The organism is Nonomuraea sp. NPDC001636, from assembly GCF_040298265.1.
Lineage (GTDB): Bacteria > Actinomycetota > Actinomycetes > Streptosporangiales > Streptosporangiaceae > Nonomuraea.
The window spans coordinates 67,675-89,024 of the sequence record NZ_JBEOZT010000002.1 but is presented as its reverse complement, the minus strand read 5'-3'; the positions used below and the strand labels follow the sequence as shown (position 1 = coordinate 89,024).

Here is a 21,350-nt window from a genome sequence, read left to right as displayed (position 1 = left end):
GGGCCTGCCCAGGGAGCGCACTTTCCATCGTGCAGCAGACGCCTTGACGGCGGCGTCGCCAATCCCGTAGGCGTCGGCGGGCGGTGCGCTGCGGGGGCGAGCGTGAACCGCCGTGCCGCCCCTGCCACACCGCCGGCCTCAGCGCACGCTCCGGTCAGCCTTAGGTGGCCCAATGCGGCCGTCCGTGCGGGCAACGAAGACGAAAAAGGGGCGGCACGAAGTAAACAATGCCTTCGCCGGCGGGTACGGCGGTGCAATGGAAATGTCGGTGAGCGTGTCGGGGGCGGATATGCGTTCGGGGCCGGAAAATAAATTCCCGAGAGGTGTCTTGACGGTTGCCGGTAATGGCGGGTCACGATGGAGGGGCCAGAGGAAGATGTCTTGTGGGAGGAAACGTGTTCAAGGAAGCGTGCGCTGTGAGCGCCCTTGTCGCTGCCGCCCTCGCCCCTTCGATGGCCTCGCAGGCACTGGGGGAGAAAGTCCACGCCACCACCGCCACGCCCGCCACGTCGGCCGCGCTCGCCGACTGTGCCGCGGGAGGCGCCGCCAGTGGCGCGCCCAAGTGCAAGTACCTGGAGGAAGGCAACAAGCGGTGCTACTACTGCCGCGACATGAAGGGCGGCGGGTACAAGAAGCAGTACTGCGAGCAGAAGTCCACGCAGCCCGGGCAGTCGACGGAGCGCGAGTGCAAGACCACCAAGGAGCCGATCACGGGGAGCCCGGACCGTACGTGCAAGACCTGCACGGACGCCAAGACCGGCAAGGTCCTGTCCCGGGAGTGCAACAGCTAGCCGGCGCAGGGCCCGCGCTTCCGGCGACGGTCCGGCCGGCCCGGTAGCGGGGGCCGGTGACCGGGTAGCGGGGGAGGCGGTGCGGTGCGAGGTCGGTACGACCCGCCGCGCCGCCCCCCAAGGCCGCGGCGGTCACTTCTTGAAGGCGTCCTTGACCTTCTTGCCGGCGTCCTTGACCTTCTCGCCCGCCTGCTTCAGGCCGCCTTCGGTCTGGTCGGCGCGGCCTTCGGCCTGGAGGCTCTCGTTGTCGGTGGCGTCGCCGATGTTCTCCTTGGCGCGTCCCTTGAGCTCCTGGGCCTTGTTGCGGATCTTGTCGTCGGTGCTCATGTTCTTGCCTTTCTGGTCGGGTGCTCGCGACTTCCTGTACTTACCGGCCAGGGCGGACGGAAACATGGCCCGCGTCCGGCCGGGCGCGTGACGGCGCTGGTCAGCGCCCGTCCGTGGGGGCGGACGTGGCCGCGGAGAAGGGGGTGCGGGCTGGATGCGGTGGGGGTGACGGGGTGTGAATAGACTTGTCCAACGTGACTTCCAAGCCGCGCATCCCGAACGTCCTGGCCGCCCGCTACGCCTCACCCGGGCTGGCCCGCCTGTGGTCTCCCGAGTACAAGATCATCGCTGAGCGGCGGTTGTGGCTGGCGGTGCTGCGGGCGCAGGCCGAGCTCGGGGTGGCGGTGCCCGAGGGCGCGGTCGCCGACTACGAGAAGGTGGTCGAGCAGGTCGATTTGGACTCGATCGCGGCGCGCGAGCGCGTCACCCGCCACGACGTCAAGGCGCGCATCGAGGAGTTCAACGCGCTGGCCGGGCACGAGCAGGTGCACAAGGGCATGACCTCGCGCGACCTGACGGAGAACGTCGAGCAGCTGCAGATCCGCGACAGCCTGCTGCTGGTGCGCGACCGCGTCGTGGCGCTGCTGGCGCGCCTGGCCTCCCTGGCCGAGGAGCACACCGCCACCGTCATGGCCGGGCGTTCGCACAACGTGGCGGCGCAGGCTACGACGCTGGGCAAGCGGTTCGCCTCGGCCGCCGACGAGCTGCTGGCCGGCTACCACCGGCTGGAGGAGCTGATCGGCCGTTACCCGCTGCGCGGCGTCAAGGGCCCGGTCGGCACCTCCCAGGACATGCTCGACCTGCTGGGCGGCCGGCAGGACAGGCTGGCCGAGCTGGAGGAGAAGGTCACCGCCCACCTGGGGTTCTCCCGGCGGCTGACCAGCGTCGGGCAGGTCTACCCGCGGTCCCTGGACTTCGAGGTGGTCTCGGCGCTGGTGCAGCTGGCGGCCGCGCCGTCCTCGCTGGCCAAGACGATCCGGCTGATGGCCGGGCACGAGCTGGTCACCGAGGGGTTCAAGGAGGGGCAGGTCGGCTCCTCGGCGATGCCGCACAAGATGAACACCCGCTCCTGCGAACGCGTCAACGGCCTGACCGTGGTGCTGCGCGGCTACGCCTCGATGGTGGGCGAGCTGGCCGGCGACCAGTGGAACGAGGGCGACGTGTCCTGCTCGGTGGTGCGCCGGGTGGCGCTGCCGGACGCGTTCTTCGCCTTCGACGGGCTGGTGGAGACCATGCTGACGGTGCTGGCGGAGTTCGGCGCGTTCCCGGCGGTGATCTCGGCCGAGCTGGGCCGCTACCTGCCGTTCCTGGGCACGACGAAGATGCTGATGGCCGCCGTGCGCGCCGGCATGGGCCGCGAGCAGGCCCACGAGCTGATCAAGGAGCACGCGGTGGCGGCGGCGCTGGCGATGCGGTCGCGGGGCGCGTCCAACGAGCTGCTGGACCTGCTGGGCGGCGACGAGCGTTTCCCGCTGGACCGCGCCGAGCTGGAGGCGCTGCTGGCCGACCGGGTCTCCTTCACCGGCGCGGCCGCCGCGCAGGTGGCCGAGGTGGTGCGGCAGGTGGGACAGGTCGTGGCCGAGCACCCGCAGGCCGCCGCCTACCGGCCGGGCGAGATCTTGTGATCCACCGGCTCGGCGACCCGGGCGCGGTGCGCGCCGCGTGCGGCGACGACGACCTGGTCGTGTGGACGGCCCAGGACCTGCGCGGCCAGGCCCGCGCCTGGGCGTTACGGGAGGCGGTGGTGGCCGCCGCGCCGGGCATCGCCCGGCACGACCGGCTGGCGGTGTGGGGCGACCCGGACGACGCGGCCGAGCTGGTCCGGCACGCGCTGGCCGAACTCGGGCCCACCTACCGGCCGCTGGGCGAGCGGGAGCTGATGCGGCGGGTGGCGGCGAGGCTGGAGGGCGTGCGGGAGAGCGGCGCGTTCTCCTGGATGAGCCTGCAAGGGCCGCCCCGCGCTCGGAACGGCCAGGCCGGGGCGCCACCCCTGGACGCCGCCCCCCTGGACGCCGGCCCGCCGCCGGTGGTCAGCTGGCTGGACGGCGACGCCGAGCAGGAGATCATGGCGCTGCTGGCCGGGGACGCGCCCTCGTCGTACGCGGTGCCGGGCGCGGCCGGGGTGCGCCGCTGGGCGGGGGTGCGGATGGGTCGCGAGCTGGCGGCGGTGGCGGCCGACGCGTGGTCGGCGCCGTCGGTGGGCTTGCTGGCCGGGGTCGCCACGGCCGCCCGCTTCCGCGGGCGGGGGCTGGCCGAGCGGGTGTGCGGCTGGATGTCGTCCCAGCTCGTGGCCACGCACGGCCGCGCGGCGCTGATGGTGGACGACGTCAACACCGCGGCGATCAAGGTGTACGAGCGCATCGGCTACCGCCGGCGCCTGGTGCTGGCCTGCCACGTCGCCGGCTGAACCCCCCGCTCGAAGGCGGTGGGTCAGGTGATGGCGCGGTAGGTCAGGTGGGTGGCCAGGGGGGAGAAGTGCGTCTCGACCGGCTCCCACTGGCGGGGGCGCACCTGCGCGAACAGGCGGGTGCCCGCGCCGAGCAGCAGCGGCACCAGGTGCAGGCGCAGCTCGTCGAGCAGCCCTTCGTCGGTGGCCTGGCCGATCAGGTCGGCGCCGCCCATGATGACGATGTCGCCGTCCCCGGCCACGGTGCGGGCGTGCTCGACGGCCGCGGCCGGGCCGTCGGTGACGAAGGTGAACAGTTCGGGCCGCCGTACCGCTGAGGGCGGGGCGTGCGTGACGACGAACACGGGCGGCGCCTGGGCCTGCTCGCGGGCCGAACCGTAGCCGAGCGGGTCGCCCCACCCGTAGGGGCCGTCGACCACGTCGAAGGTGCGCCGTCCCATGATGACCGCGCCGGTGGCGCGGACGGCGCCGCCCAGGACGCGCGCGTCGACGTCGGTGGGCTGGCGGGCCCAGGCGTGCAGCAGTTCGCCGCCGGTGCCCAGGCCGTGTTCGAGGCCGGGGTCGGGGCCCGTGACGTAGCCGTCCAGCGATACGGAGATGTCGGCGACGACCTTGCTCAACGGGTCCCTCCCCCTGGCGTGTCCGGTCGGTCACCACGCTGTCATCGGCGCTGGGAAAACCGGGTGAGGTTCCGGCGGTGCTCGTGCAGAGTTGACGGCGTGATGTCCAACTTTGTGCCTGGTATTGAGCTTTCTCGTGCCTTCTACGGCGAAGTCGTCGCGCCGCTGCTTGCGGGGGTGCGGCACAGCGCCGCGCTGATCGGCCCGGGGTCTGAGGTGCTCGCCTTCGACACGGCCCGCTCGGCCGACCACGACTGGGGGCCCCGGGTCCTGCTGTTCGTGCCCGCCGGTCAGGTGGAGCCGGTACGGGAGCGGGTGACGGCGGGCCTGCCCGACCGGTTCGGGGGTTTTGACACCGTGTTCGAGTACCACGGGGTGCGGCAGCCGGGGGTCGTGGTCGCCGAGCTGGGGGAGTGGCTGGCCGGGCGGCTCGGGTTCGATCCGCGTGCGGGGGTGTCCCTGCTGGACTGGTTGTCCGTGCCGTGGCAGACGCTGGCCGAGGTGACGGGCGGTGAGGTCTTCTGCGACGGGTTGCCGGGCGTGGGGCTGGAGGCGGCCCGGCAGGCGTTGCGCTGGTATCCGCAGGACGTGTGGCGGTACGTGCTGGCCTGCCAATGGCAGCGCATCGGCCAGGAGGAGCCGTTCCCGGGTCGGTGCGCGGAGGTGGGGGACGAGCTGGGGTCGGCCGTGGTGGGGGCGCGGCTGGCGCGGGAGGTGATGCGGCTGGCGTTGCTGCTGCGGCGCCGCTACCCGCCGTACGCCAAATGGCTGGGCAGCGCGCTGACCCGGCTGCCGGGCTCGGCCGAGCTGGGTGAGGCGCTGGGGGCGGCGATGGCGGCGCGGTCGTGGCGCGAGCGGGAGGAGGGCCTGACGGCGGCGTACGGACGGCTGGCGGCGCTGCAGAACCGCATGGCGCTGACCGAACGGCTGGAGGAGGGGGTGCGGGGGTTCCACGACCGGCCGTTCCGGGTGATCGGCGGGGAGCGGTTCGCGCGGTCGCTGATGGCGTCGGTGACGGATCCGGTGGTCAGGGGGCTGCCGGTGGCGGGGTGCGTGGACCAGTTGTCGGACACGGTGGAGCTGTTGACCTCGCCCCGCCGGGCGCGCGCGCTGACGGCTGCCGCGCTGGACCTACCGGCTTAGAAATCTACATTGTAAAGGTGCTGGGTCTGGACAAGATCCAGTTTTTCCAACCGAAAACCCCGCAACCAGGTCAGAGGCGGCGGGCGTTGGCGTGGATGGCCTGGCGGTAGTACGCGGCCAGGCCGGGGGCGCGGTCGTCGTAGACGGCGGTGAAGCGGGGGTCGCCGGCGTACAGGTCGCCGAGGCCGCGGTGGAGTTCGGGCGTGCAGTCGTAGAACCAGCGGGTGATGTGGGCGCGGTGGCGTTCTGCGATGTCCATGACTTGGGGGTGGTCGGGGGCGAGCCCGCGGGTGCGGGCGGCGCGCATGTCGTCGTCGACGGCGGTGGCCTCGGCGGTGAGCTGGAGCCAGTCGGTCCTGGTGTGGGCGGCGGTGCGGCGTCGGCTTTCGGCGTGGGCGTCGGTGTGGCCCCAGCGGCGTTGGACTTCGGCTTGGTGGTTTTCGGGGGTGAAGTCGCCGAAGACGTCGAGGCGTTCTTCGGGGGTGAGGGGAATGTGGTGGGTGTGGGCGTGGATGGCGCGTTCGACGTTGGTGATGAGCTGGTGGAGGCGTTGGGCTTTGCGGGTGAGGAGTTGGTGTTGGCGGTGGAGGTGGGTGAGGTGGTCGGTGTGGGGGTGGTCGAGGATGTCGGTGATCTGTTCGAGGGGGAAGCCGAGTTCGCGGTAGAGGAGGATTTGCTGGAGGCGGAGGAGGTCTTCGTCGGTGTAGCGGCGGTAGCCGGCGGTGGTGCGTTGGCTGGGGGTGAGGAGGGCGATGTCGTCGTAGTGGTGGAGGGTTCGTACGGTGATGCCGGCCAGTTTGGCGACTTGGCCGATGGACAGGGTCATGGGTCTGACGTTACGTGAGGGTGGGTGTGGTGGTGGATGAGGAGTTGCTGCCGATTGGGCAGTTTGCGCGGCTTGGTCGGTTGAGTGTGAAGCAGTTGCGGCATTACGACGAGTTGGGGGTGTTGCGTCCGGCGTATGTGGATGAGGTGACGGGTTACCGGTATTACCGGGCTGGTCAGGCGCGGGAGGCGTTGTCGATCGGGTTGTTGCGGTCGTTGGATGTGCCATTGGCGGTGGTGGCGCGGGTGTTGTCGGGGGAGGTGGGGGCTTTGGAGTCGGTTCGGGTGTCGTTGGAGGTGGAGTTGGCGCGGCGGCGGCGGACGTTGGCGTCGTTGGAGCGGGTGCTGGCGGTGGGGTTGCCGGCGGCTGAGGTGGTTCTGGTGCGGGAGGGCGGGGGGCGGGCGGCGTTCGTGGGTGAGCGGGCGGCGGGGTTGGAGGATGTGGGGCGGGCTACGTCTGCGGCGGTGGCGCGGTTGGTGGCGGGGTTGCCGGAGGGGTTCGGGCCGGTGCGGTTGGTGGGGTTGTTTCCGGTTGATGTGGGTGAGGTGGTGGACGTCCGGGTGGCGTTGTTGCTGGACGGTGGGGTGGAGGGGTTCGTCGGTGAGGGGGTGGAGGTGGGGGTGTTGCCGGGTGGGGTGTTCGCGCGGGCGACTCATGTGGGGGCTTATGACCAGATCGCGTTGACGGTTCATGCTGTTCTGGCGTGGTGTGCTGAGCGGCGTCTGGTGGTGAGGGGTGCGGTGCGGGAGGTGTATGTGTCGGATCCGGGGTGTACGCCTCCTGGGGAGTTGGTGACGGATGTGCTGGTTCCGGTGGTGGACGGGGTGTCGTGAGGGGCGTGGCCGGGTGAGGTTCTGGCTGACGATCTGGTCTGGGTGGAGGAGTTTGGGTGGTTTGTCGGTTTCGTGAGGAGGTCACGGGCGGCCGGTGACGAGGTCTCTGGTTCGACGATCGACGACCCGGCAGAGTCGTGGACGTCCCCACCGGAACCGAAAGGCCCCTGATGAAATCCCTTGCCCTGTTGTCCGCGTCCGCCCTGACGGCCACACTCCTCGCGGCTCCGGCGCACGCCGCCGTCACCCCGTGGAGCGCCTGCCGGCCCGGCGAGGGCGTCGATCCCCGCCAGGAGTGCACGACGATCGAGGTGCCGATGGACTACTCCGCCCCCGGCGGCCCGTCGGTCACGCTGGCGGTGTCGAGGATCAGGACGGCTCGTCCCGACGTGCGCCGCGGCGTGTTGCTGATCATCCCCGGCGGTCCCGGCAGCCCGGGGCTGAACCGGCCCAGCACCCTGGTGAAGAAGCTGCCGAAGGACGTGCTCGACCGCTTCGACATCGTCGGGTTCGACCCGCGTGGCGTGGGCAGGAGCTCGCCGGTCTCCTGCGGGCTCGCGCCCGCCGACCTGTCGCTGACGCGTATGAAGCCCTACCCCGACGCCGACGGCGGGATCGCCGGGAACGCGGCGTGGTCGCGCCGGATCGCCGAGGCGTGCGCCCGCAACGGCGGGCCGCTGATCCGGCACATCAGCACCCGCAACCACGCCAGGGACATCGACCGGATCCGGGTGGCGCTCGGCGAGGACAAGATCTCCTACTGGGGCGTCTCGTACGGCACCTACGCGGGCGCGGTGCACGCCACGATGTTCCCCGGCACCACCGATCGGGTGATCCTCGACAGCAACGACGACCCCGATCCGCACAAGGTGGCGCGCCAGTGGCTGGCCAACTACGCCGTCGGTGTGCAGGACGCCTTCCCCGACTTCGGCGCGTGGGCGGCGGCGCGCGACGGCGAGTACGGCCTGGGCGGCGACGTGGCCGCGGTGCGCCGGACGTTCCTGGAGCTGGCCGCCCAGCTGGACCGGCAGCCGCTGGCCTGGCCGGGGGCCGAGCCGGAGCAGCGGCTGACCGGCAACCTGCTGCGGGAGACCCTGCTCAACGCGCTGTACTCGCCGGCCAATTACCCGATGCTGGCCGGGCTGTTGCAGGCCGCGCTGAGCGGCGCCGAGCTGCCCGCGCCGAACCAGCCGCCGCAGGCCGCTCTGCAGAACACCGCCGCGCACGCCGGCGCCACGATGTGCAACGACGTGGTGTGGCCGGGCTCGATCGCCCGGCACGAGCAGCAGGTGCGGCGCAGCCGGGCCGCCTACCCGTTGACGGCGGGCATGCCGGTGAATCTCGGGCCGTGCGCGTACTGGCCGTTCCGTCCTGCCGAGCCGGCCACGCGGATCGGTTCGCGCGGTCCGGCCAACGTGCTGTTGATCCAGAATCTGCGGGATCCGGCCACGCCCTACAGCGGGGCGTTGAAGATGCGTGCGGCGCTCGGGCAGCGGGCCCGGATGGTCTCCGTGGACTCCAGTGGTCACGGGGTGTATCTGGCCAACGGCAACGCCTGCGGTGACGGTGCCGTCACCGACTTCCTGGTCACGGGCCGCCTGCCCGCGCGTGATCTGAGCTGCTGACCCGACGGGATTTGCGGCGCCGCGGAGGAAGCTCACACGTTTTTCTCACCCTGTGCCGGTAGAACGATGTGGTGAACGAACAACCCGCCGCGAAAGTGCTGGTGGTCGACGACGAGCCGAACATCCGCGAGCTGCTGTCGGAGGCCTTGGAGCTGAACGGTTTCGCCGTGCGGACGGCTCCCGACGGCCGCCGGGCGCTGGAGGAGGTGGCCCGGGAGCGGCCGGACATCATCGTGCTGGACGTGATGATGCCCGGCCTGGACGGGTTCGCGGTCGCGCGCAGGCTTCGCCAGGCCGGTGACAGCCCTTTGGTGCTCTTCCTGACCGCCAGGGACGCGGTGCCCGACCGGATCGCGGGGCTGACCGCCGGCGGCGACGACTACGTGACCAAGCCTTTCAGCCTGGAGGAGGTCGTGCTGCGGTTGCGGGCGATCCTGCGCCGGGCGCGCCCGCCGGAGGAGCAGGTCGACGACGGCGTCCTGCGGTATGCGGATCTGGAGCTGGACGAGCAGGCTCATTCCGTGCGCCGGGCCGGGCGGCCGATCCATCTGTCGCCGACCGAGTTCAGCCTGCTCAGGTATCTGATGATCAATGCGGGGCGGGTGGTCAGCAAGGCGCAGATCCTCGAGCGCGTGTGGGACTTCGACTTCGACGGCGAGAGCAGGATCGTCGAGTCCTACATCAGCTATCTGCGGCGGAAGATCGACGCCGGCGGGCCGCCGTTGATCCATACCCTGCGCGGGGTGGGTTACCGGCTGCAGAGCGGGTCGTGAGGGTGGCCCGCCGTCCGTGGCCGCTGCGGCTGCGGCTGCTGGTGGCGCTGCTCGGCCTGGCGGCGGCGGGGCTGGCCGTCTTCGCGGTCGCCGGCACCGTGATGCTGGAGCGGTCGTTGCTGTCGCGTGTGGACGCGCAGCTCGCCGAGTTCGCCGCGACCACCTCCGCCCGCCGGCCGCCGATCGGGCCTGCGCCGCCGCCCGGGAGCGTGCAGTTGCCGACCCAGTTCCGGATCGCCGTCTACGACCGTGCCGGGCGGTTGGCCCGGTTGGTTCCCGCGGACGCGACGGGCGGCCCGCAGGTCCCGGCCGAGGCGGTGGTGTCCGTGCCGTCCCGGCCGTTCACCGTGCAGGACCGCAGCGGGCGCCAGGACTGGCGCGTGCTGCTCAGGGAGCTGCCGAACGGTGAGCGCGTCGCCCTGTCGATGTCGCTGGAGGCCAACCGCGCCACGGTGCGGCAGTTGCTGGTCATCGAGGCTGCCGCGGGGACGCTGGTGCTCGTGCTGCTGGGTGCCGTGGCCTGGGCGGTGGTGCGGCTGGGCCTGCGTCCGCTGACCCGCGTCGAACGCACGGCGCGGGCGATCTCGGCCGGCGACCTCGACCGGAGGGTGGCCGACACCGACCCGCGCACCGAGATCGGGCGGCTGGGCCAGACGCTCAACACGATGCTGGAACGGCTGTCCACTGCTCTGCGCGCCCGTCAGCAGTCGGAGCAGCGGCTGCGGCATTTCGTGGCCGACGCCTCCCACGAGCTGCGCACCCCGCTCACCTCCATCCGGGGCTTCGCCGAGCTCTACCATCATGGCCAAGGTCCCCGGGACGCGGTGGCCGAGCGGTTGCTGCGCAGGATCGAGGCCGAGGCCGAACGTATGGGCGTCCTGGTGGAGGACATGCTGCTGCTGGCCCGGCTGGATCAGGAGCCCGCTCTGGCGCCCGCCGTCGTGGATCTGCACGTGCTGGCCGGGGACGTCGTCCACGCCGCCCAGGCCCGCGACCGCGAGCGGCCGATCCGGCTGGTCGTCTCCGCCGAGCCGGTGTTCGTGCTCGGCGACGAGCACCGCCTGCACCAGGTCATCGCCAACCTGGTGGGCAACGCCATGCGGCACACGGCTCCGGAGGCGGAGATCCGGGTCGAGGTCGCTCCGCGCGCCGTGGCCGGGGTTCCCGCTGCCGGGGTGGTGCACGCCGGTAGCGGGCCCGCTGCGCACGTCAGGGCCGCGCTGGTCGAGGTGCGCGACGAAGGGCAGGGCATCGAGCCCGGCCATCTGCCGCACGTGTTCGACCGTTTCTACCGGGCCGACCCCGGCCGCTCCCGTGACAGCGGCGGGACGGGGCTGGGCCTGGCCATCGCCGCGGCGCTCGTGCAGGCGCACGACGGCCGGATCGAGGTGACCAGCGTCCCGGGCCGCGGCACCACCTTCCGCGTGCTGCTGCCCCTTGATCAGCACCGGGACGACTGAGCCCGCCGGCGGTTCACCTTCTCGTCAGACGCGGTTCACACATTGTTCCCAGCTTCGTGCTGTCAGATGTGTGCTGACGAAAGGAGGGACATTGCTGAAAAGGTTCCGCAAACCAGCCATATCCGCAGCTGAGAGCGTTGATCAGCCGTCGTCCGAGGCGGACGGTGACCAGGGCCACCGGCTGCGGGCCCCCGGCAAGCTGCACGCCTTCAACCGCTACGAGATCAAGTACCTCGTGGACGCCTCGGAGGCGGTCTCGCTGCGGGAGGAGATCGAGCAGCGGCTCGATCGCGACCGGCACAGCGGCGAGGCGGGCTACGGCGTCTGGAGCGTCTACTACGACACCCGGCAGTTGCGTTTTTACTGGGAGAAGATCGAAGGTCTGAAGTTCCGCAGGAAGCTGCGGGTGCGCCACTACGGCGACCGCTTCTCCGTGGACGGCTCCACGCCGGTGTTCGTGGAGATCAAGCAGCGGGTCAACCGGGTCACCCAGAAGCGGCGGGTGTCCCTCCCGTACGCCGACGCGCTGCGCCTGTGCGACGGACGGCAGATGGTCGAGCACGACCCGTCCCAGCGGGCCTTCCTGGAAGAGGTGCTCGACCTGGTGCTCCGCCTGGACCTGCGGCCCGTCGCCATGACCGGCTACCAGCGGCACGCCTACCTCGGCCGCGACGCCGACGTGGGCCTGCGGGTGACGTTCGACCAGCGCATCCGCGGCCGTGACCGGGACTTCCACCTCGGCGCCGACGCCGAGAACCGGCTCATCGTCCCGGCCGGCAAGACGATCGTGGAGGTCAAGGCCAACGAGCGCGTGCCGTACTGGCTGACCGACCTGACCGCCAAGCGGAACCTGCAGGTGGTGCGGGTCTCCAAGTACTGCCAGAGCGTCGAGGCCCACGGGCTGGCGCCGCGCTCGATCTTCCACGTTCCCGACCACGACCTCATCCCCTCGACCGCTCTCTCGGAGGCATGACCCCCATGGACTTCTCCTTCCAGGACCTGTCCGGCACGTTCAGCGTGGCCGACATCGCCATCGCGATGGCTCTGTCGTTCGTGCTCAGCGCCATGATCGGCTGGGTGTACCGGGCCACGCACCGCAACGTCTCCTACAGCCAGTCCTACGTCCAGACGCTGGTCGTCCTGGGCATGCTGATCTCACTGATCATGCTGGTCGTCGGCTCGAACATCGCCCGCGCGTTCGCCCTGGTCGGCGCCCTGTCGGTGGTGCGGTTCCGCAACGCCATCAAGGAGACCCGCGACGTCGGATTCATCTTCCTGGTGATGGGGGTCGGCATGGCCGTCGGCACCCGCTTCTACCTGCTGGGCATCGTCGCCGCCGTCGCCATCTGCCTGATCGTCATGGTCATGCACCGGTTCAACTGGTTCCAGCTCAACGTGCGGCGCCAGGTCGTCAAGGTCCAGGTCCCCTCGGACGAGGACTTCACCGCCTCGATCCAGGACGTGCTCGTCCGGCACACCGACGAGTTCGAGCTGGTCAGCATGGAGTCGATCAGGGCGGGGGCGCTCACCGAGCTCATGTACACCGTCAAGATCAAGAAGGGCAGTGAGCCGGGCGATCTGATCAGCGCCCTGCGCGAGCGCAACCACGGCCAGTCGGTCACCGTCCTGACCGGGTACGACCAGACCGACCTGTAGGCCCGGCACATGGCACAGACCAAGCAGCTCAAGCACCGCGTCCCCGTCAGACTCCGGCAGAACTGGAAGCTGGTCGCGCTGTGCGCGGCGTTCCTGGCCGTCTGCTGGGGCGTCTTCGGCAGCGGCACGATCCGCCCGTACGTCACCACCGCCCAGGCCGCCGAGGCCAGGGCCGTCACGACGAACCTGACCGGCACCAAGGACCTGTTCGACGCCTCAACCGCGCACGAAGTGAAGGTCACCTTCACCGACGAGGCGTACGAGGACATGCTGAGCGAGTACTTCAAGGACGGCGAGAAGAAGTACGTCGAAGCCGACCTCACCATCGACGGCACCCGCGTGCCGAGCGTCGGCGTCCGCCTCAAGGGCAACTCCACGCTGGGGCAACTGACCTGGAAGGGGCAGTCCAGGCGGCGGGCCGTGCCCGGCGGCGGCCGGCGGCCGGAAGGGATGCCCGACGGCTTCCAACCGCCCGAGGGCTTCCAACCTCCTGAAGGCTTCCAGCCACCTGGCAACGGGCAGCCCCAGAACGGGCAACCGCAGGGCCAGGGCGGGCCGCCCGGAGGCGGCATGTTCGGCGCCTCCCTGAAGGCCGAGGAGCCGGAGAACCTGCCCTGGCTGATCAGCTTCGACGAGTTCGTGGAAGGCCGCCGCTACCAGGGGCGCACCCAGGTCGCCGTACGGCCGGCCGCGACGGGCTCGACGACGATGCTGAACGAGGCGCTCGGCATCGCGCTGGTCGGCGCCTCCGGCGAGCCGACCCAGCGCTCGGCCTACAGCTCCTTCACCGTCAACGGCCGCGCGTCCACCCCGCGCCTGGTGGTGGAGTACCTGGACGAGGGCTACGCGGCGGACCTGGGCGACGGCGTGCTGTACAAGTCGCTGGCCACCGGCTCCTTCACCTACAAGGGTGAGGACCAGACCGAGTACACCGGCGACTTCAAGCAGGTCAACAAGGTCGGCGGCAAGGACCTGCAGCCGGTCATCGACCTGGTCAGGTGGACGGAGGGAGCCTCCGACGCCGAGTTCGCCGAGGGCCTGGCCGATCGCCTGGACGTGACCTCGTTCGCCCGCTACCTGGCCCTGCAGCACATCATGGTCAACTTCGACGACATGGCCGGCCCCGGCAAGAACTACTACCTGTGGTACGACTCGGGCGCCAGGAAGTTCAAGGTCATCACCTGGGACCTCAACCTCGCCTTCAACGGCGACGCCAAGAGCGGCGTGAACGACACGATCGGGATGGGCGGCTTCGGCCCTGGACGTCCCCAGCCCAACCAGCAGCAGAGCCAGACACAGGGCCAGACACAGGGCCAGCCGCCTCAGGGCCTCACCCCGCCCGGCGGCGGCATGATGCGCATGAGCCACCCCCTGAAGGAGAAGTTCCTCAAGAACGCCGCCTTCAAGAAGATGTACGAGGAGCAGTACCGCGCCCTGTACACCAAGCTGCTGGGCAGCGGCGCCGCCTCCGGCCTGCTCGACGACCTCGTCGCCGCCTACAAGCTGAACGACGGCGCCGACACCGCCAAGGTCGAGGCGGAGGCGAAGACCCTGCGCACGTTCCTGCAGACCCGGACCGAGACCCTGCGCTCGGACAAGGCGATCACCGGCGCCTGACCCGGGCACGTGGTGACGGGTTCGGCGGGCCCTGCCTGGCGGACCCGTCACCACGTGCCCGGGGAAGCGCCCGAGGTGGCGCCCGAGGTGGCGCACGGTCACGAGCCGGAGGGCGGGGCCGCACCGTCGCGCCATGAAGCCGAACCGGTCCCGCCCGGAAGACCCTATGTGTCCAAATTCTGGCGTAATGTCCACCGACGCGGCCTTCGCCTGTTAGATTTCCGAGTCGTGATCAAGGAGAGGCACGGCAACGGCCCCGCAACAGGCCGCTGAGGCAGGACAAAGGATGCTCCGCGGCCAGGCCAGGGGGCCCGATCACGCGCCGCGCGAGCAGCCCGCCCGCCGATCGACGTGCCGATCGACGACAGGAGCAATGTGCTGAGAAGAACATCCCTGCTCGCCACCGCCCTCATAGCGACGGCGACGCTGTTGACCGTCCCCATGGCGGGGACGGCCGGCGCGGCGGTGACCCGGCAGGACGTCACGGATGCCGTCGGCAAGCGCGGCATCACCTGGGGGCCGTGCGAGGAAGAACCCACCGTCGAGTGCGGCACGCTGGCCGTGCCCGTCGACTGGTCCGAACCCGACGGGCCGACCGTCGCCCTGGCCCTGGCCCGCCGCAAGGCCACCGCCCCGTCGGCGCGGATCGGCTCCCTGCTGACCAACCCCGGCGGGCCCGGCAACTCCGGCGTGAACGACATCCTGCGCCCCTCCGGCTTCAGCCAGGACATCCAGCGGCGCTTCGACATCGTCGGCTACGACCCCCGCGGCGTCGCCCGCAGCCGCTCGGTGACCTGCTCGGCCTCGGTGTACAACCAGATGCCCTACCCGGTCATGACCAGTCAGGCCGACTACCTGACATGGGTCGCCTTCGACAACAGGCTGCGCGCCGACTGCCGCAAGCTCACCGGCCCCCTGTACGACCACCTCGACTCGGTGAACGTGGCCCGCGACATGGACGCCATCCGCGCCGCGCTGGGCGAGGACAAGCTGACCTCCTACGGCGTCTCCTACGGCACGCTGGCCCAGCAGATGTACGCCGAGCTGTTCCCTGGCCGGATCCGCGCCATGGTGCTGGACAGCAACATGGACCACAGCCTGGACGTCAAGGCGTTCCAGGTGAGCGAGGCGGCCACCGTCCAGGACAGCTTCGAGGAGTTCATCGCCTGGTGCGAGCGCGACAGCGACTGCGTCCTGCGCGGCCGCGACATCCGGGCGTTGTGGAAGGGGCTGCTGGCCAAGGCGGGCCGCGGCCAGCTGTTGTGGCCGGGCGACGGCCGCCCGGTGAGCGCGCACAACCTGCAGTGGCTGGGCGTGGTGCTCAACGAGGCGCCCGCCTGGCGGCTGGAGGCCAAGGTGCTGCTCGCGCTGGCGGGCGGCCCGGTGCCCGACGACATGCCCGGCCCTCCCGGCAACTGGCCGGTGAACGGCGCCTACGCCGAACTGCCCACCGCGATCCTGTGCCAGGACTGGAACCTGTCGCTGCGGGGCTACGCCGAGTACGCCGAGGTGATGCGCGCCGCCAACGCGGTGGCCCCCGACATGCGCTACAACCCGATGCCGATGGGCGACATGCCGATCTGCCAGGGCCATCCGGTCAACAACCCCCAGCACCCGCTGCGGTACAAGGGCAGCACGCCGCTGCTGGTGGCCACCTCCAGGCACGACCCCGACACGCCGTACGCGTGGTCGGCCAACGTGGCCCGCCAGCTGGGCCCCAAGGCCACCCTGCTCACCTACGACGGCTGGGGCCACGGCGTCTACGGCATGACCACGTGCACCACGGCAGCCATGGACCGCTACCTGATCTCGGCGTCCGTACCCGCCAAGGGCATCGGCTGCCCGGCCGAGGAGCCCCAGGGCTGACCCCGCGCCGACCCCGGTCCCCACCTCGGGCTGATCGTGCCGCCCCCGGCACGATCAGCCCGAGCCCTTCCCGCGGCCGGTCAGGCGAGCGCGGCGGCCAGATGCTCGGCGGTACGGGACCCCGAAGCGGTCAGCAGGCCGGCGGGGGTGCCCTGGAACATCAGGCGGCCGCCGTGTCTGCCGCCGCCCGGCCCCAGATCGATGACCCAGTCGGCCCGCTTGACCATCTCCATGTGGTGTTCGACCACGATGACCGTGTTGCCGGCGTCGACGATGCGGTCGAGCAGGTCGATGAGGGTGTCGACGTCGGACAGGTGCAGGCCGGTGGTGGGCTCGTCCAGGACGTGGACGGCGCCGGTCTTGGTGAGCTCGCCGGCCAGCTTCATGCGCTGGCGTTCGCCGCCCGACAGCGTGGAGGTGGGCTGGCCGAGGGTGAGATAGCCCAGGCCGACGTCGACCAGGGTGGTGACCCGGTCGCGGATGGCCGGTTCGGTGAAGAACGCGGCGGCCTGCTCGGCGGTCAGGGCCAGGACGTCGACGATGGTGTGGCCGCGCAGCCGGTGCCGCAGGGCCTCGGGGTTGTAGCGGCTGCCGCCGCACATCTCGCACACGGCGGTGACCGGGTCCATGAACGCCAGGTCGGTGTGGATGACGCCGCGGCCCTCGCAGGCGGGGCAGGCGCCGGTGGAGTTGTAGCTGAACAGGCCCGGCTGGGTGCCGGTGGCACGGGCGAACAGGCGGCGGACGGGCTCCAGGACACCGATGAAGGAGGCCGGGCTGGAGCGCGCCGACACGTTGACGGCCCCTTGGTCGACGACGACGGCGCCGGGGTGCTGGGCGGTGAACACCTCGCCGATGAGCGTCGACTTGCCGGACCCGGCCACGCCGGTGACGCACGTCAGCACCCCGGTCGGCACGTCGAGGGTGAGGTGGTCGAGGTTGTGGCGGGCGGCGTCGGTGATGGTCAGGTGCCCGGTCGGGCGGCGCACGGCGGACTTGAGCGGGGTGCGGGCGCGCAGGTGGCGGCCGGTCAGGGTGCCGGAGCGGGCCAGCCCCTCGACAGTGCCCTGGTAGACGACGGTGCCGCCGTGCAGACCGGCTCCCGGCCCCAGGTCGATGACGTGGTCGGCGACGGCGATGACGTCGGGGTCGTGCTCGACCACCAGGACGGTGTTGCCCTTGTCGCGCAGGGCCAGCAGCAGCGTGTTGAGCCGGCCGACGTCGGCGGGATGGAGGCCCGCGCTCGGCTCGTCGAAGACGTAGGTCATGCCGGTGAGACTGGAACCCAGGTGGCGGACGGTCTTCAGCCGCTGGCTCTCGCCCCCGGACAGGGTGGTGGTCTCGCGGTCGAGGGTGAGGTAGCCCAGGCCCATCTGGTCGATGCGGCGCAGCGCGGCGGCCGCGGTGTCGGCAACGGGGTTGCCGAGCCCGGCCAGGACGCCGATGAGGTCGGTGATCTCCATGGCGGCGTGGTCGGCGATCGTGTGGGGGCCGATCCTGGTGGCCAGGGCCGCCTGGTTGAGCCGCGCGCCCCGGCACTGGGGGCAGGTGCCCTCGGTCACGAAGGCCAGGACCGCCTCGCGCGTCTTGTCACTCAGGCCCGACAGGTCGCGCTTGAGGTACAGGCGGGTGAAACGGTCGGCGACGCCTTCGAAGTCGACCTTGTTGAGCGTGCCGCTCTTGCCGCGGACCTCGACGGTGAAGCCGCCGCCGTGCAGCAGCAGGTGGCGCTCCTCCTCCGTGTAGTCGGCCAGGGGTTTGGCGGGGTCGAAGGTGCCGGAACGGGCGTAGATCTGCCACTGCCAGGTGCCGACCCCGAACAGCGGGAAGCGGATGGCGCCGTCGTCGAGGGACCGGCCGGGGTCGAGCAGCGCGTCGAGGTCGAGGCGGACGGCCCGGCCGAGGCCGTCGCAGCCGGGACACATGCCGTGGGGGTCGTTGAAGGAGTAGGCGTAGGAGTAGCCGGCGCTGGGCGTGCCGTAGCGGGAGAACAGCACACGCAGGATCGGCAGGATGTCGGTCATGGTGCCGACGGTGGAACGCGAGCTGCCGCCGACCGGCTTCTGGTCGACGACGATGGCCGCGCCGAGGTTGTCGATGGCCTCGGCTTCGGGTTTCTCGTGTTTGGGGAGCCGGTTGCGGACGAACCAGGAGTAGGTTTCGTTGAGCTGGCGCTGGGACTCGACGGCGACGGTGTCGAAGACGACCGACGACTTGCCGGAGCCGGACACGCCGGTGAAGACGACGAGCCGGTTCTTGGGGATGCGCAGCGACAGGTTCTTGAGGTTGTTCACGCGCGCGCCGGTGATAACGATGCTGTCATCCACGCTGTCGTCGCTGTCGTCCATGCGGTCCCGCATGAGGTCCTGCATGAGGTCACGGTAGCGACGGGCGCCGACAGTTCCGGGAAGGGGCGCAAGTGGCCGAGCAGACGGCGTCCGGGGTCGGGCCGGCCGGGCTGGACATCGTGTACGAGCGGCTGGGCGACCCGGCCGCGCCACCCGTGCTGCTGATCATGGGAGCGGGCGGGCAGCTGATCAACTGGCCCGACGGGTTGTGCGCCGAACTGGCCGGGCACGGCCTGCAGCTGATCCGGTTCGACGGCCGTGACTGCGGGCGCTCCACCCACTTCGACGGCGCCGGCGAGCCGGACTTCGCCGCGGCGCTGGCCGGAGACCTCTCCTCGCTGGCCTACACGCTGGCCGACCTGGTCGCCGACACCGTCGGCCTGCTTGACGTCCTGGGCCTGGACAGCGTCCACCTGGTGGGGGCGTCGCTGGGCGGCATGATCGCCCAAGCCGTCGCCGTCGCCCACCCCGCGCGGGTCAGGTCGCTCACCTCGATCATGTCCACGCACGGCGACCGGATGACACCCCCGCCGCAGCGCCCCGGCGCCGCGCGCGGCCTGCCGGGGTCGCCGCCGACCACCCGCGAGCTGTACGTGGCGCGCATGGTGTCCGGCGCGAGCGCCGGCGGGCTGACCGCCGACCTGGAGGCGGTACGGGCCAGGGCCGAGCGGGCCTGGGACCGCGGCTGGTCGCTGGCCGGCATGCTGCGGCAGGCGGCCTCGGTGATCGGGTCCGGCGACCGGCGGGAAGGACTGTCCCGGCTGGCGGTGCCGGCACTGGTGATCCACGGCACGGCCGACACCGCCGCCGACCCCGCCGGCGGACGCGCCACGGCGCAGGCGATCCCCGGCGCGGAATTCCTGCTGGTCGAAGGGATGGGACACGGATTCCCGCCGGGGGTGTGGCAGCAGGTGTCCGCCCGGATCGCCGCACTGGTCCACCGGGCGGAGAAAGGTCACGAGGAGGGACGGATCAGGCCGCTCTCGTAGGCGAACACCACGACCTGGGCGCGGTGACGCAGCCCGAGCTTGAGCAGCACCCGGCTCAGATGCGTCTTGACGGTCGCCTCCGCCAGATGCAGCGCGGCGGCGACCTCCGCGTTGGACAGGCCGCGCGCCACCTGGACGAGCACGTCATGCTCGCGGGCGGTCAGCAGGCCCAGCAGCCGGTCCTGTTCCCGGGGGCCGGGGGTGAGCTGGGGGGCGAACCTGTCCAGCAGGCGGCGGGTGACACGCGGCGACAGGACGGCCTCGCCCGCGGCGACGTTGCGGATCGCGCTGAGCAGGTCGGCGGGCGGGGTGTTCTTGGGCAGGAACCCGGCGGCGCCCGCCTTGAGCCCGGCGAAGGCGTACTCGTCGAGGTCGAAGGTGGTCAGGATGAGCACCTTCGAGGCGGGACAGTCCCGGACGATCCGGCGGGTCGCCTCGATGCCGTCCAGACCGGGCATGCGCACGTCCATGAGCACGACGTCGGGACGCAGCCGGCGGGCCTGCAGGGCGGCCTGTTCGCCGTCGGCGGCCTCGCCGGCGACATACAGGTCGGGTTCGGCGTCCAGCACCATGCGAAAGGCCATCCGCAGCAGCGCCTCGTCGTCGGCGATCAGCAGCCGGATGGTCATGACGCATCCGGGCCGCTCGCGTTTGGGTTGCTCGCGTCTGGGCCGGTCGCGTTTGGGTCGCTCGTGTCGGGGCTGCTCGCGTGGGGGCCGGTCAGGTCGAGGGCGGCCGCGACCCGCCAGCCGCCACCGGGGGCCGGACCGGCGTGCAGGGTGCCGTCGAAGGCGGCGACACGTTCACGCATCCCGGCCAGCCCCCGCCCGGCGGGCCGCAGGGGCGCCGGGCGGCCGCCGTCGTCGGTGATCTCGATGTCGGCCCGCCGGCGGGTCAGGCGCACCTGGACGTGCGCGCGGGCGCCGGGCGCGTGCCGCAACGTGTTCGTCAGCGCCTCCTGGGCCAGCCGGTAGAGGGTGAGCTGCGCGGCGGCCGGGACGTCGGCGGGGTCGCCCTCGACCCGCAGCCGGGTCGGCAGGCCGGCGGCGCGCATCCGCTCGGCCAGCGGGCCGAGATCGGCGATGCCGGGCGCCGGGTGCAGCGGCGCGATACCGCGCTCCTGCCCCTGGCCGACGCCCTGACCGACGCTTCCGTCAGCGGCCCGGTCAGCGGCCCGGTCAGCGTCCTGGTCGGTGTTGAGGGAGCGGCGCATGTCGCGCAGCGCCTGGCGGCCGGTGTCGGCGATCTGCGCCATCGCGGCCACGGCCTGACCGGGCGCGCGGTCGTGGACGTAGGCGGCACTGTCGGCCAGCGCCACCATGACCGACAGGTTGTGGGTGACGATGTCGTGCATGTCGCGCGTCATCCGGGCGCGCTCCTCGGCGACCGCCAGACGTGCCCGCTGGTCGCGGTCGCGTTCCAGGGAGGCGACGTAGGCCCGCCGGGCCCGCGTCCACAGCCCTGCGGCCAGGGCGGCGGCCGACATCGCGCTCAGCGCCGCCACCGTCAACGGCATCCGGCCCGGCGGCGCCCACCGCGCCGCGGCCGCCACCACCCCGGCCTCCAGCACGAACGCGGCGACCAGCGTCGCCCGCCACGAGCGGCGGGCCGCCACCGTGTAGAGCGCGACCAGCAGCGCCGCATCAGCCGGCAGCTGCACCCCCATGGCCCACTGCAGGGCGGCCGCGCCGCCGATCACGCACAGCACCAGCAGCGGGGCGCGCCGCCGCCACACCAGCGGCGCCACCAGAGCCACCTGCAGGGCCAGCACCGCAGGGCCGCCCTCGACCACCCTCCCCGGCCCCAGCGTGACCACGAAGATCACAGCAGCCAGCAACGCGTCGGCGGCCACAGGCGGCACCGAGCCGATCACCGCACGGATCGCCGCACGGATCACCGAGCCGCTCACCGAGCCGCTCACCGGGCGGACCGACGAACCCGTCACCGAGCCCATCACCGACGGGACCGATGGGCGGACCGTCGAGCCGATCGTCGAGCGGGGCGGCGCGGTCGGGCGGGCGGCCGGAGTCATGCGCCCACCCTAAAGGCCGCGCCCCGGCGCCCCCCAT

19 protein-coding genes are annotated in these 21,350 nt (G+C 71.7%); 13 read left to right on the top strand and 6 right to left on the bottom strand.

Annotated features, from left to right (window positions below; genetic code table 11):
- The first annotated feature begins 416 nt into the window (after nucleotides 1–416).
- Nucleotides 417–791, top strand: coding sequence for a hypothetical protein (locus ABT158_RS04135; protein WP_352350687.1), 375 nt, complete (start codon nucleotides 417–419; stop codon nucleotides 789–791).
- A 132-nt stretch (nucleotides 792–923) separates the two neighbouring features.
- Here ABT158_RS04135 and ABT158_RS04130 read toward each other — a convergent pair whose 3' ends face one another.
- Nucleotides 924–1,118: a CsbD family protein gene (locus ABT158_RS04130; RefSeq protein WP_352350685.1), complete on the bottom strand. Its 195-nt coding sequence runs from the start codon at nucleotides 1,116–1,118 to the stop codon at nucleotides 924–926.
- 194 nt (nucleotides 1,119–1,312) lie between these two features.
- Between ABT158_RS04130 and purB the strand changes: the two genes are divergently transcribed.
- A complete protein-coding gene (gene purB, locus ABT158_RS04125; protein ID WP_352350683.1) occupies nucleotides 1,313–2,743 on the top strand; it encodes an adenylosuccinate lyase in 1,431 nt (476 codons plus the stop codon).
- Entirely contained in the window at nucleotides 2,740–3,525 is a 786-nt protein-coding gene (locus tag ABT158_RS04120; RefSeq protein ID WP_352350681.1) for a GNAT family N-acetyltransferase, read from the top strand. Before purB ends, ABT158_RS04120 begins: the two co-directional genes overlap by 4 nt.
- Before the next feature lie 23 nt (nucleotides 3,526–3,548).
- On the opposite strand, the gene ABT158_RS04115 is transcribed toward ABT158_RS04120, so the two are convergent.
- Entirely contained in the window at nucleotides 3,549–4,145 is a 597-nt protein-coding gene (locus tag ABT158_RS04115; protein ID WP_352350680.1) for a dihydrofolate reductase family protein, read from the bottom strand.
- A gap of 102 nt (nucleotides 4,146–4,247) precedes the next feature.
- Between ABT158_RS04115 and ABT158_RS04110 the strand changes: the two genes are divergently transcribed.
- Nucleotides 4,248–5,288, top strand: coding sequence for a DUF4037 domain-containing protein (locus ABT158_RS04110; protein WP_352350678.1), 1,041 nt, complete (start codon nucleotides 4,248–4,250; stop codon nucleotides 5,286–5,288).
- A 70-nt stretch (nucleotides 5,289–5,358) separates the two neighbouring features.
- Here ABT158_RS04110 and ABT158_RS04105 read toward each other — a convergent pair whose 3' ends face one another.
- Nucleotides 5,359–6,114 carry a MerR family transcriptional regulator gene (locus ABT158_RS04105; RefSeq protein ID WP_352350676.1) on the bottom strand — a complete coding sequence of 252 codons (756 nt, stop codon included), beginning with the start codon at nucleotides 6,112–6,114 and terminating at the stop codon, nucleotides 5,359–5,361.
- Between the two features lie 29 nt (nucleotides 6,115–6,143).
- Between ABT158_RS04105 and ABT158_RS04100 the strand changes: the two genes are divergently transcribed.
- The 8 genes from ABT158_RS04100 (at nucleotide 6,144) to ABT158_RS04065 (ending at nucleotide 15,944) form a co-directional block, all read left to right on the top strand.
- A complete protein-coding gene (locus tag ABT158_RS04100) occupies nucleotides 6,144–6,947 on the top strand; it encodes a MerR family transcriptional regulator (protein WP_352350674.1) in 804 nt (267 codons plus the stop codon).
- A 170-nt stretch (nucleotides 6,948–7,117) separates the two neighbouring features.
- Nucleotides 7,118–8,572: an alpha/beta hydrolase gene (locus tag ABT158_RS04095; RefSeq protein ID WP_352350672.1), complete on the top strand. Its 1,455-nt coding sequence runs from the start codon at nucleotides 7,118–7,120 to the stop codon at nucleotides 8,570–8,572.
- A 71-nt stretch (nucleotides 8,573–8,643) separates the two neighbouring features.
- Nucleotides 8,644–9,345, top strand: coding sequence for a response regulator transcription factor (locus tag ABT158_RS04090; protein WP_352350670.1), 702 nt, complete (start codon nucleotides 8,644–8,646; stop codon nucleotides 9,343–9,345).
- Complete coding sequence (locus tag ABT158_RS04085; RefSeq protein ID WP_352350668.1) at nucleotides 9,342–10,805, top strand: sensor histidine kinase; 1,464 nt, start codon at nucleotides 9,342–9,344, stop codon at nucleotides 10,803–10,805. The genes ABT158_RS04090 and ABT158_RS04085 overlap by 4 nt, the downstream gene beginning before the upstream one ends.
- A 91-nt stretch (nucleotides 10,806–10,896) precedes the next feature.
- Nucleotides 10,897–11,778, top strand: coding sequence for a polyphosphate polymerase domain-containing protein (locus tag ABT158_RS04080; RefSeq protein ID WP_352350666.1), 882 nt, complete (start codon nucleotides 10,897–10,899; stop codon nucleotides 11,776–11,778).
- Nucleotides 11,775–12,461: a DUF4956 domain-containing protein gene (locus tag ABT158_RS04075; RefSeq protein ID WP_352350664.1), complete on the top strand. Its 687-nt coding sequence runs from the start codon at nucleotides 11,775–11,777 to the stop codon at nucleotides 12,459–12,461. The genes ABT158_RS04080 and ABT158_RS04075 overlap by 4 nt, the downstream gene beginning before the upstream one ends.
- Before the next feature lie 9 nt (nucleotides 12,462–12,470).
- A complete protein-coding gene (locus ABT158_RS04070) occupies nucleotides 12,471–14,078 on the top strand; it encodes a CotH kinase family protein (protein WP_352350662.1) in 1,608 nt (535 codons plus the stop codon).
- A 375-nt stretch (nucleotides 14,079–14,453) separates the two neighbouring features.
- On the top strand, nucleotides 14,454–15,944 hold the full coding sequence (locus ABT158_RS04065; protein ID WP_352350660.1) for an alpha/beta fold hydrolase: 1,491 nt from the start codon (nucleotides 14,454–14,456) through the stop codon (nucleotides 15,942–15,944).
- 80 nt (nucleotides 15,945–16,024) lie between these two features.
- On the opposite strand, the gene ABT158_RS04060 is transcribed toward ABT158_RS04065, so the two are convergent.
- Nucleotides 16,025–18,316, bottom strand: a complete 2,292-nt coding sequence (locus tag ABT158_RS04060; protein ID WP_352350658.1) for an ATP-binding cassette domain-containing protein — start codon at nucleotides 18,314–18,316, stop codon at nucleotides 16,025–16,027.
- Between the two features lie 47 nt (nucleotides 18,317–18,363).
- Here ABT158_RS04060 and ABT158_RS04055 point away from each other — a divergent pair, with 47 nt between their 5' ends.
- Complete coding sequence (locus ABT158_RS04055) at nucleotides 18,364–19,281, top strand: alpha/beta fold hydrolase (protein WP_352350656.1); 918 nt, start codon at nucleotides 18,364–18,366, stop codon at nucleotides 19,279–19,281.
- Here ABT158_RS04055 and ABT158_RS04050 read toward each other — a convergent pair.
- Nucleotides 19,248–19,910 (bottom strand): response regulator, encoded by a 663-nt coding sequence (locus tag ABT158_RS04050; protein ID WP_352350654.1) that lies wholly within the window; start codon nucleotides 19,908–19,910, stop codon nucleotides 19,248–19,250. The two genes, ABT158_RS04055 and ABT158_RS04050, sit on opposite strands and share 34 nt — an antisense overlap.
- Nucleotides 19,907–21,313 carry a sensor histidine kinase gene (locus tag ABT158_RS04045; protein ID WP_352350652.1) on the bottom strand — a complete coding sequence of 469 codons (1,407 nt, stop codon included), beginning with the start codon at nucleotides 21,311–21,313 and terminating at the stop codon, nucleotides 19,907–19,909. The genes ABT158_RS04050 and ABT158_RS04045 overlap by 4 nt, the downstream gene beginning before the upstream one ends.
- Nucleotides 21,314–21,350 lie beyond the last annotated feature (37 nt).

Coding starts and splice junctions, on each gene's coding strand:
- ABT158_RS04130 (WP_352350685.1), bottom strand. CDS start 1,118: ATGAGCACCGACGACAAGATCCGCAACAAGGCCCAGGAGCTCAAGGGA.
- ABT158_RS04110 (WP_352350678.1), top strand. CDS start 4,248: ATGTCCAACTTTGTGCCTGGTATTGAGCTTTCTCGTGCCTTCTACGGC.
- ABT158_RS04105 (WP_352350676.1), bottom strand. CDS start 6,114: ATGACCCTGTCCATCGGCCAAGTCGCCAAACTGGCCGGCATCACCGTA.
- ABT158_RS04095 (WP_352350672.1), top strand. CDS start 7,118: ATGAAATCCCTTGCCCTGTTGTCCGCGTCCGCCCTGACGGCCACACTC.
- ABT158_RS04075 (WP_352350664.1), top strand. CDS start 11,775: ATGACCCCCATGGACTTCTCCTTCCAGGACCTGTCCGGCACGTTCAGC.
- ABT158_RS04070 (WP_352350662.1), top strand. CDS start 12,471: ATGGCACAGACCAAGCAGCTCAAGCACCGCGTCCCCGTCAGACTCCGG.
- ABT158_RS04060 (WP_352350658.1), bottom strand. CDS start 18,316: ATGCAGGACCTCATGCGGGACCGCATGGACGACAGCGACGACAGCGTG.
- ABT158_RS04050 (WP_352350654.1), bottom strand. CDS start 19,910: ATGACCATCCGGCTGCTGATCGCCGACGACGAGGCGCTGCTGCGGATG.
- ABT158_RS04045 (WP_352350652.1), bottom strand. CDS start 21,313: ATGACTCCGGCCGCCCGCCCGACCGCGCCGCCCCGCTCGACGATCGGC.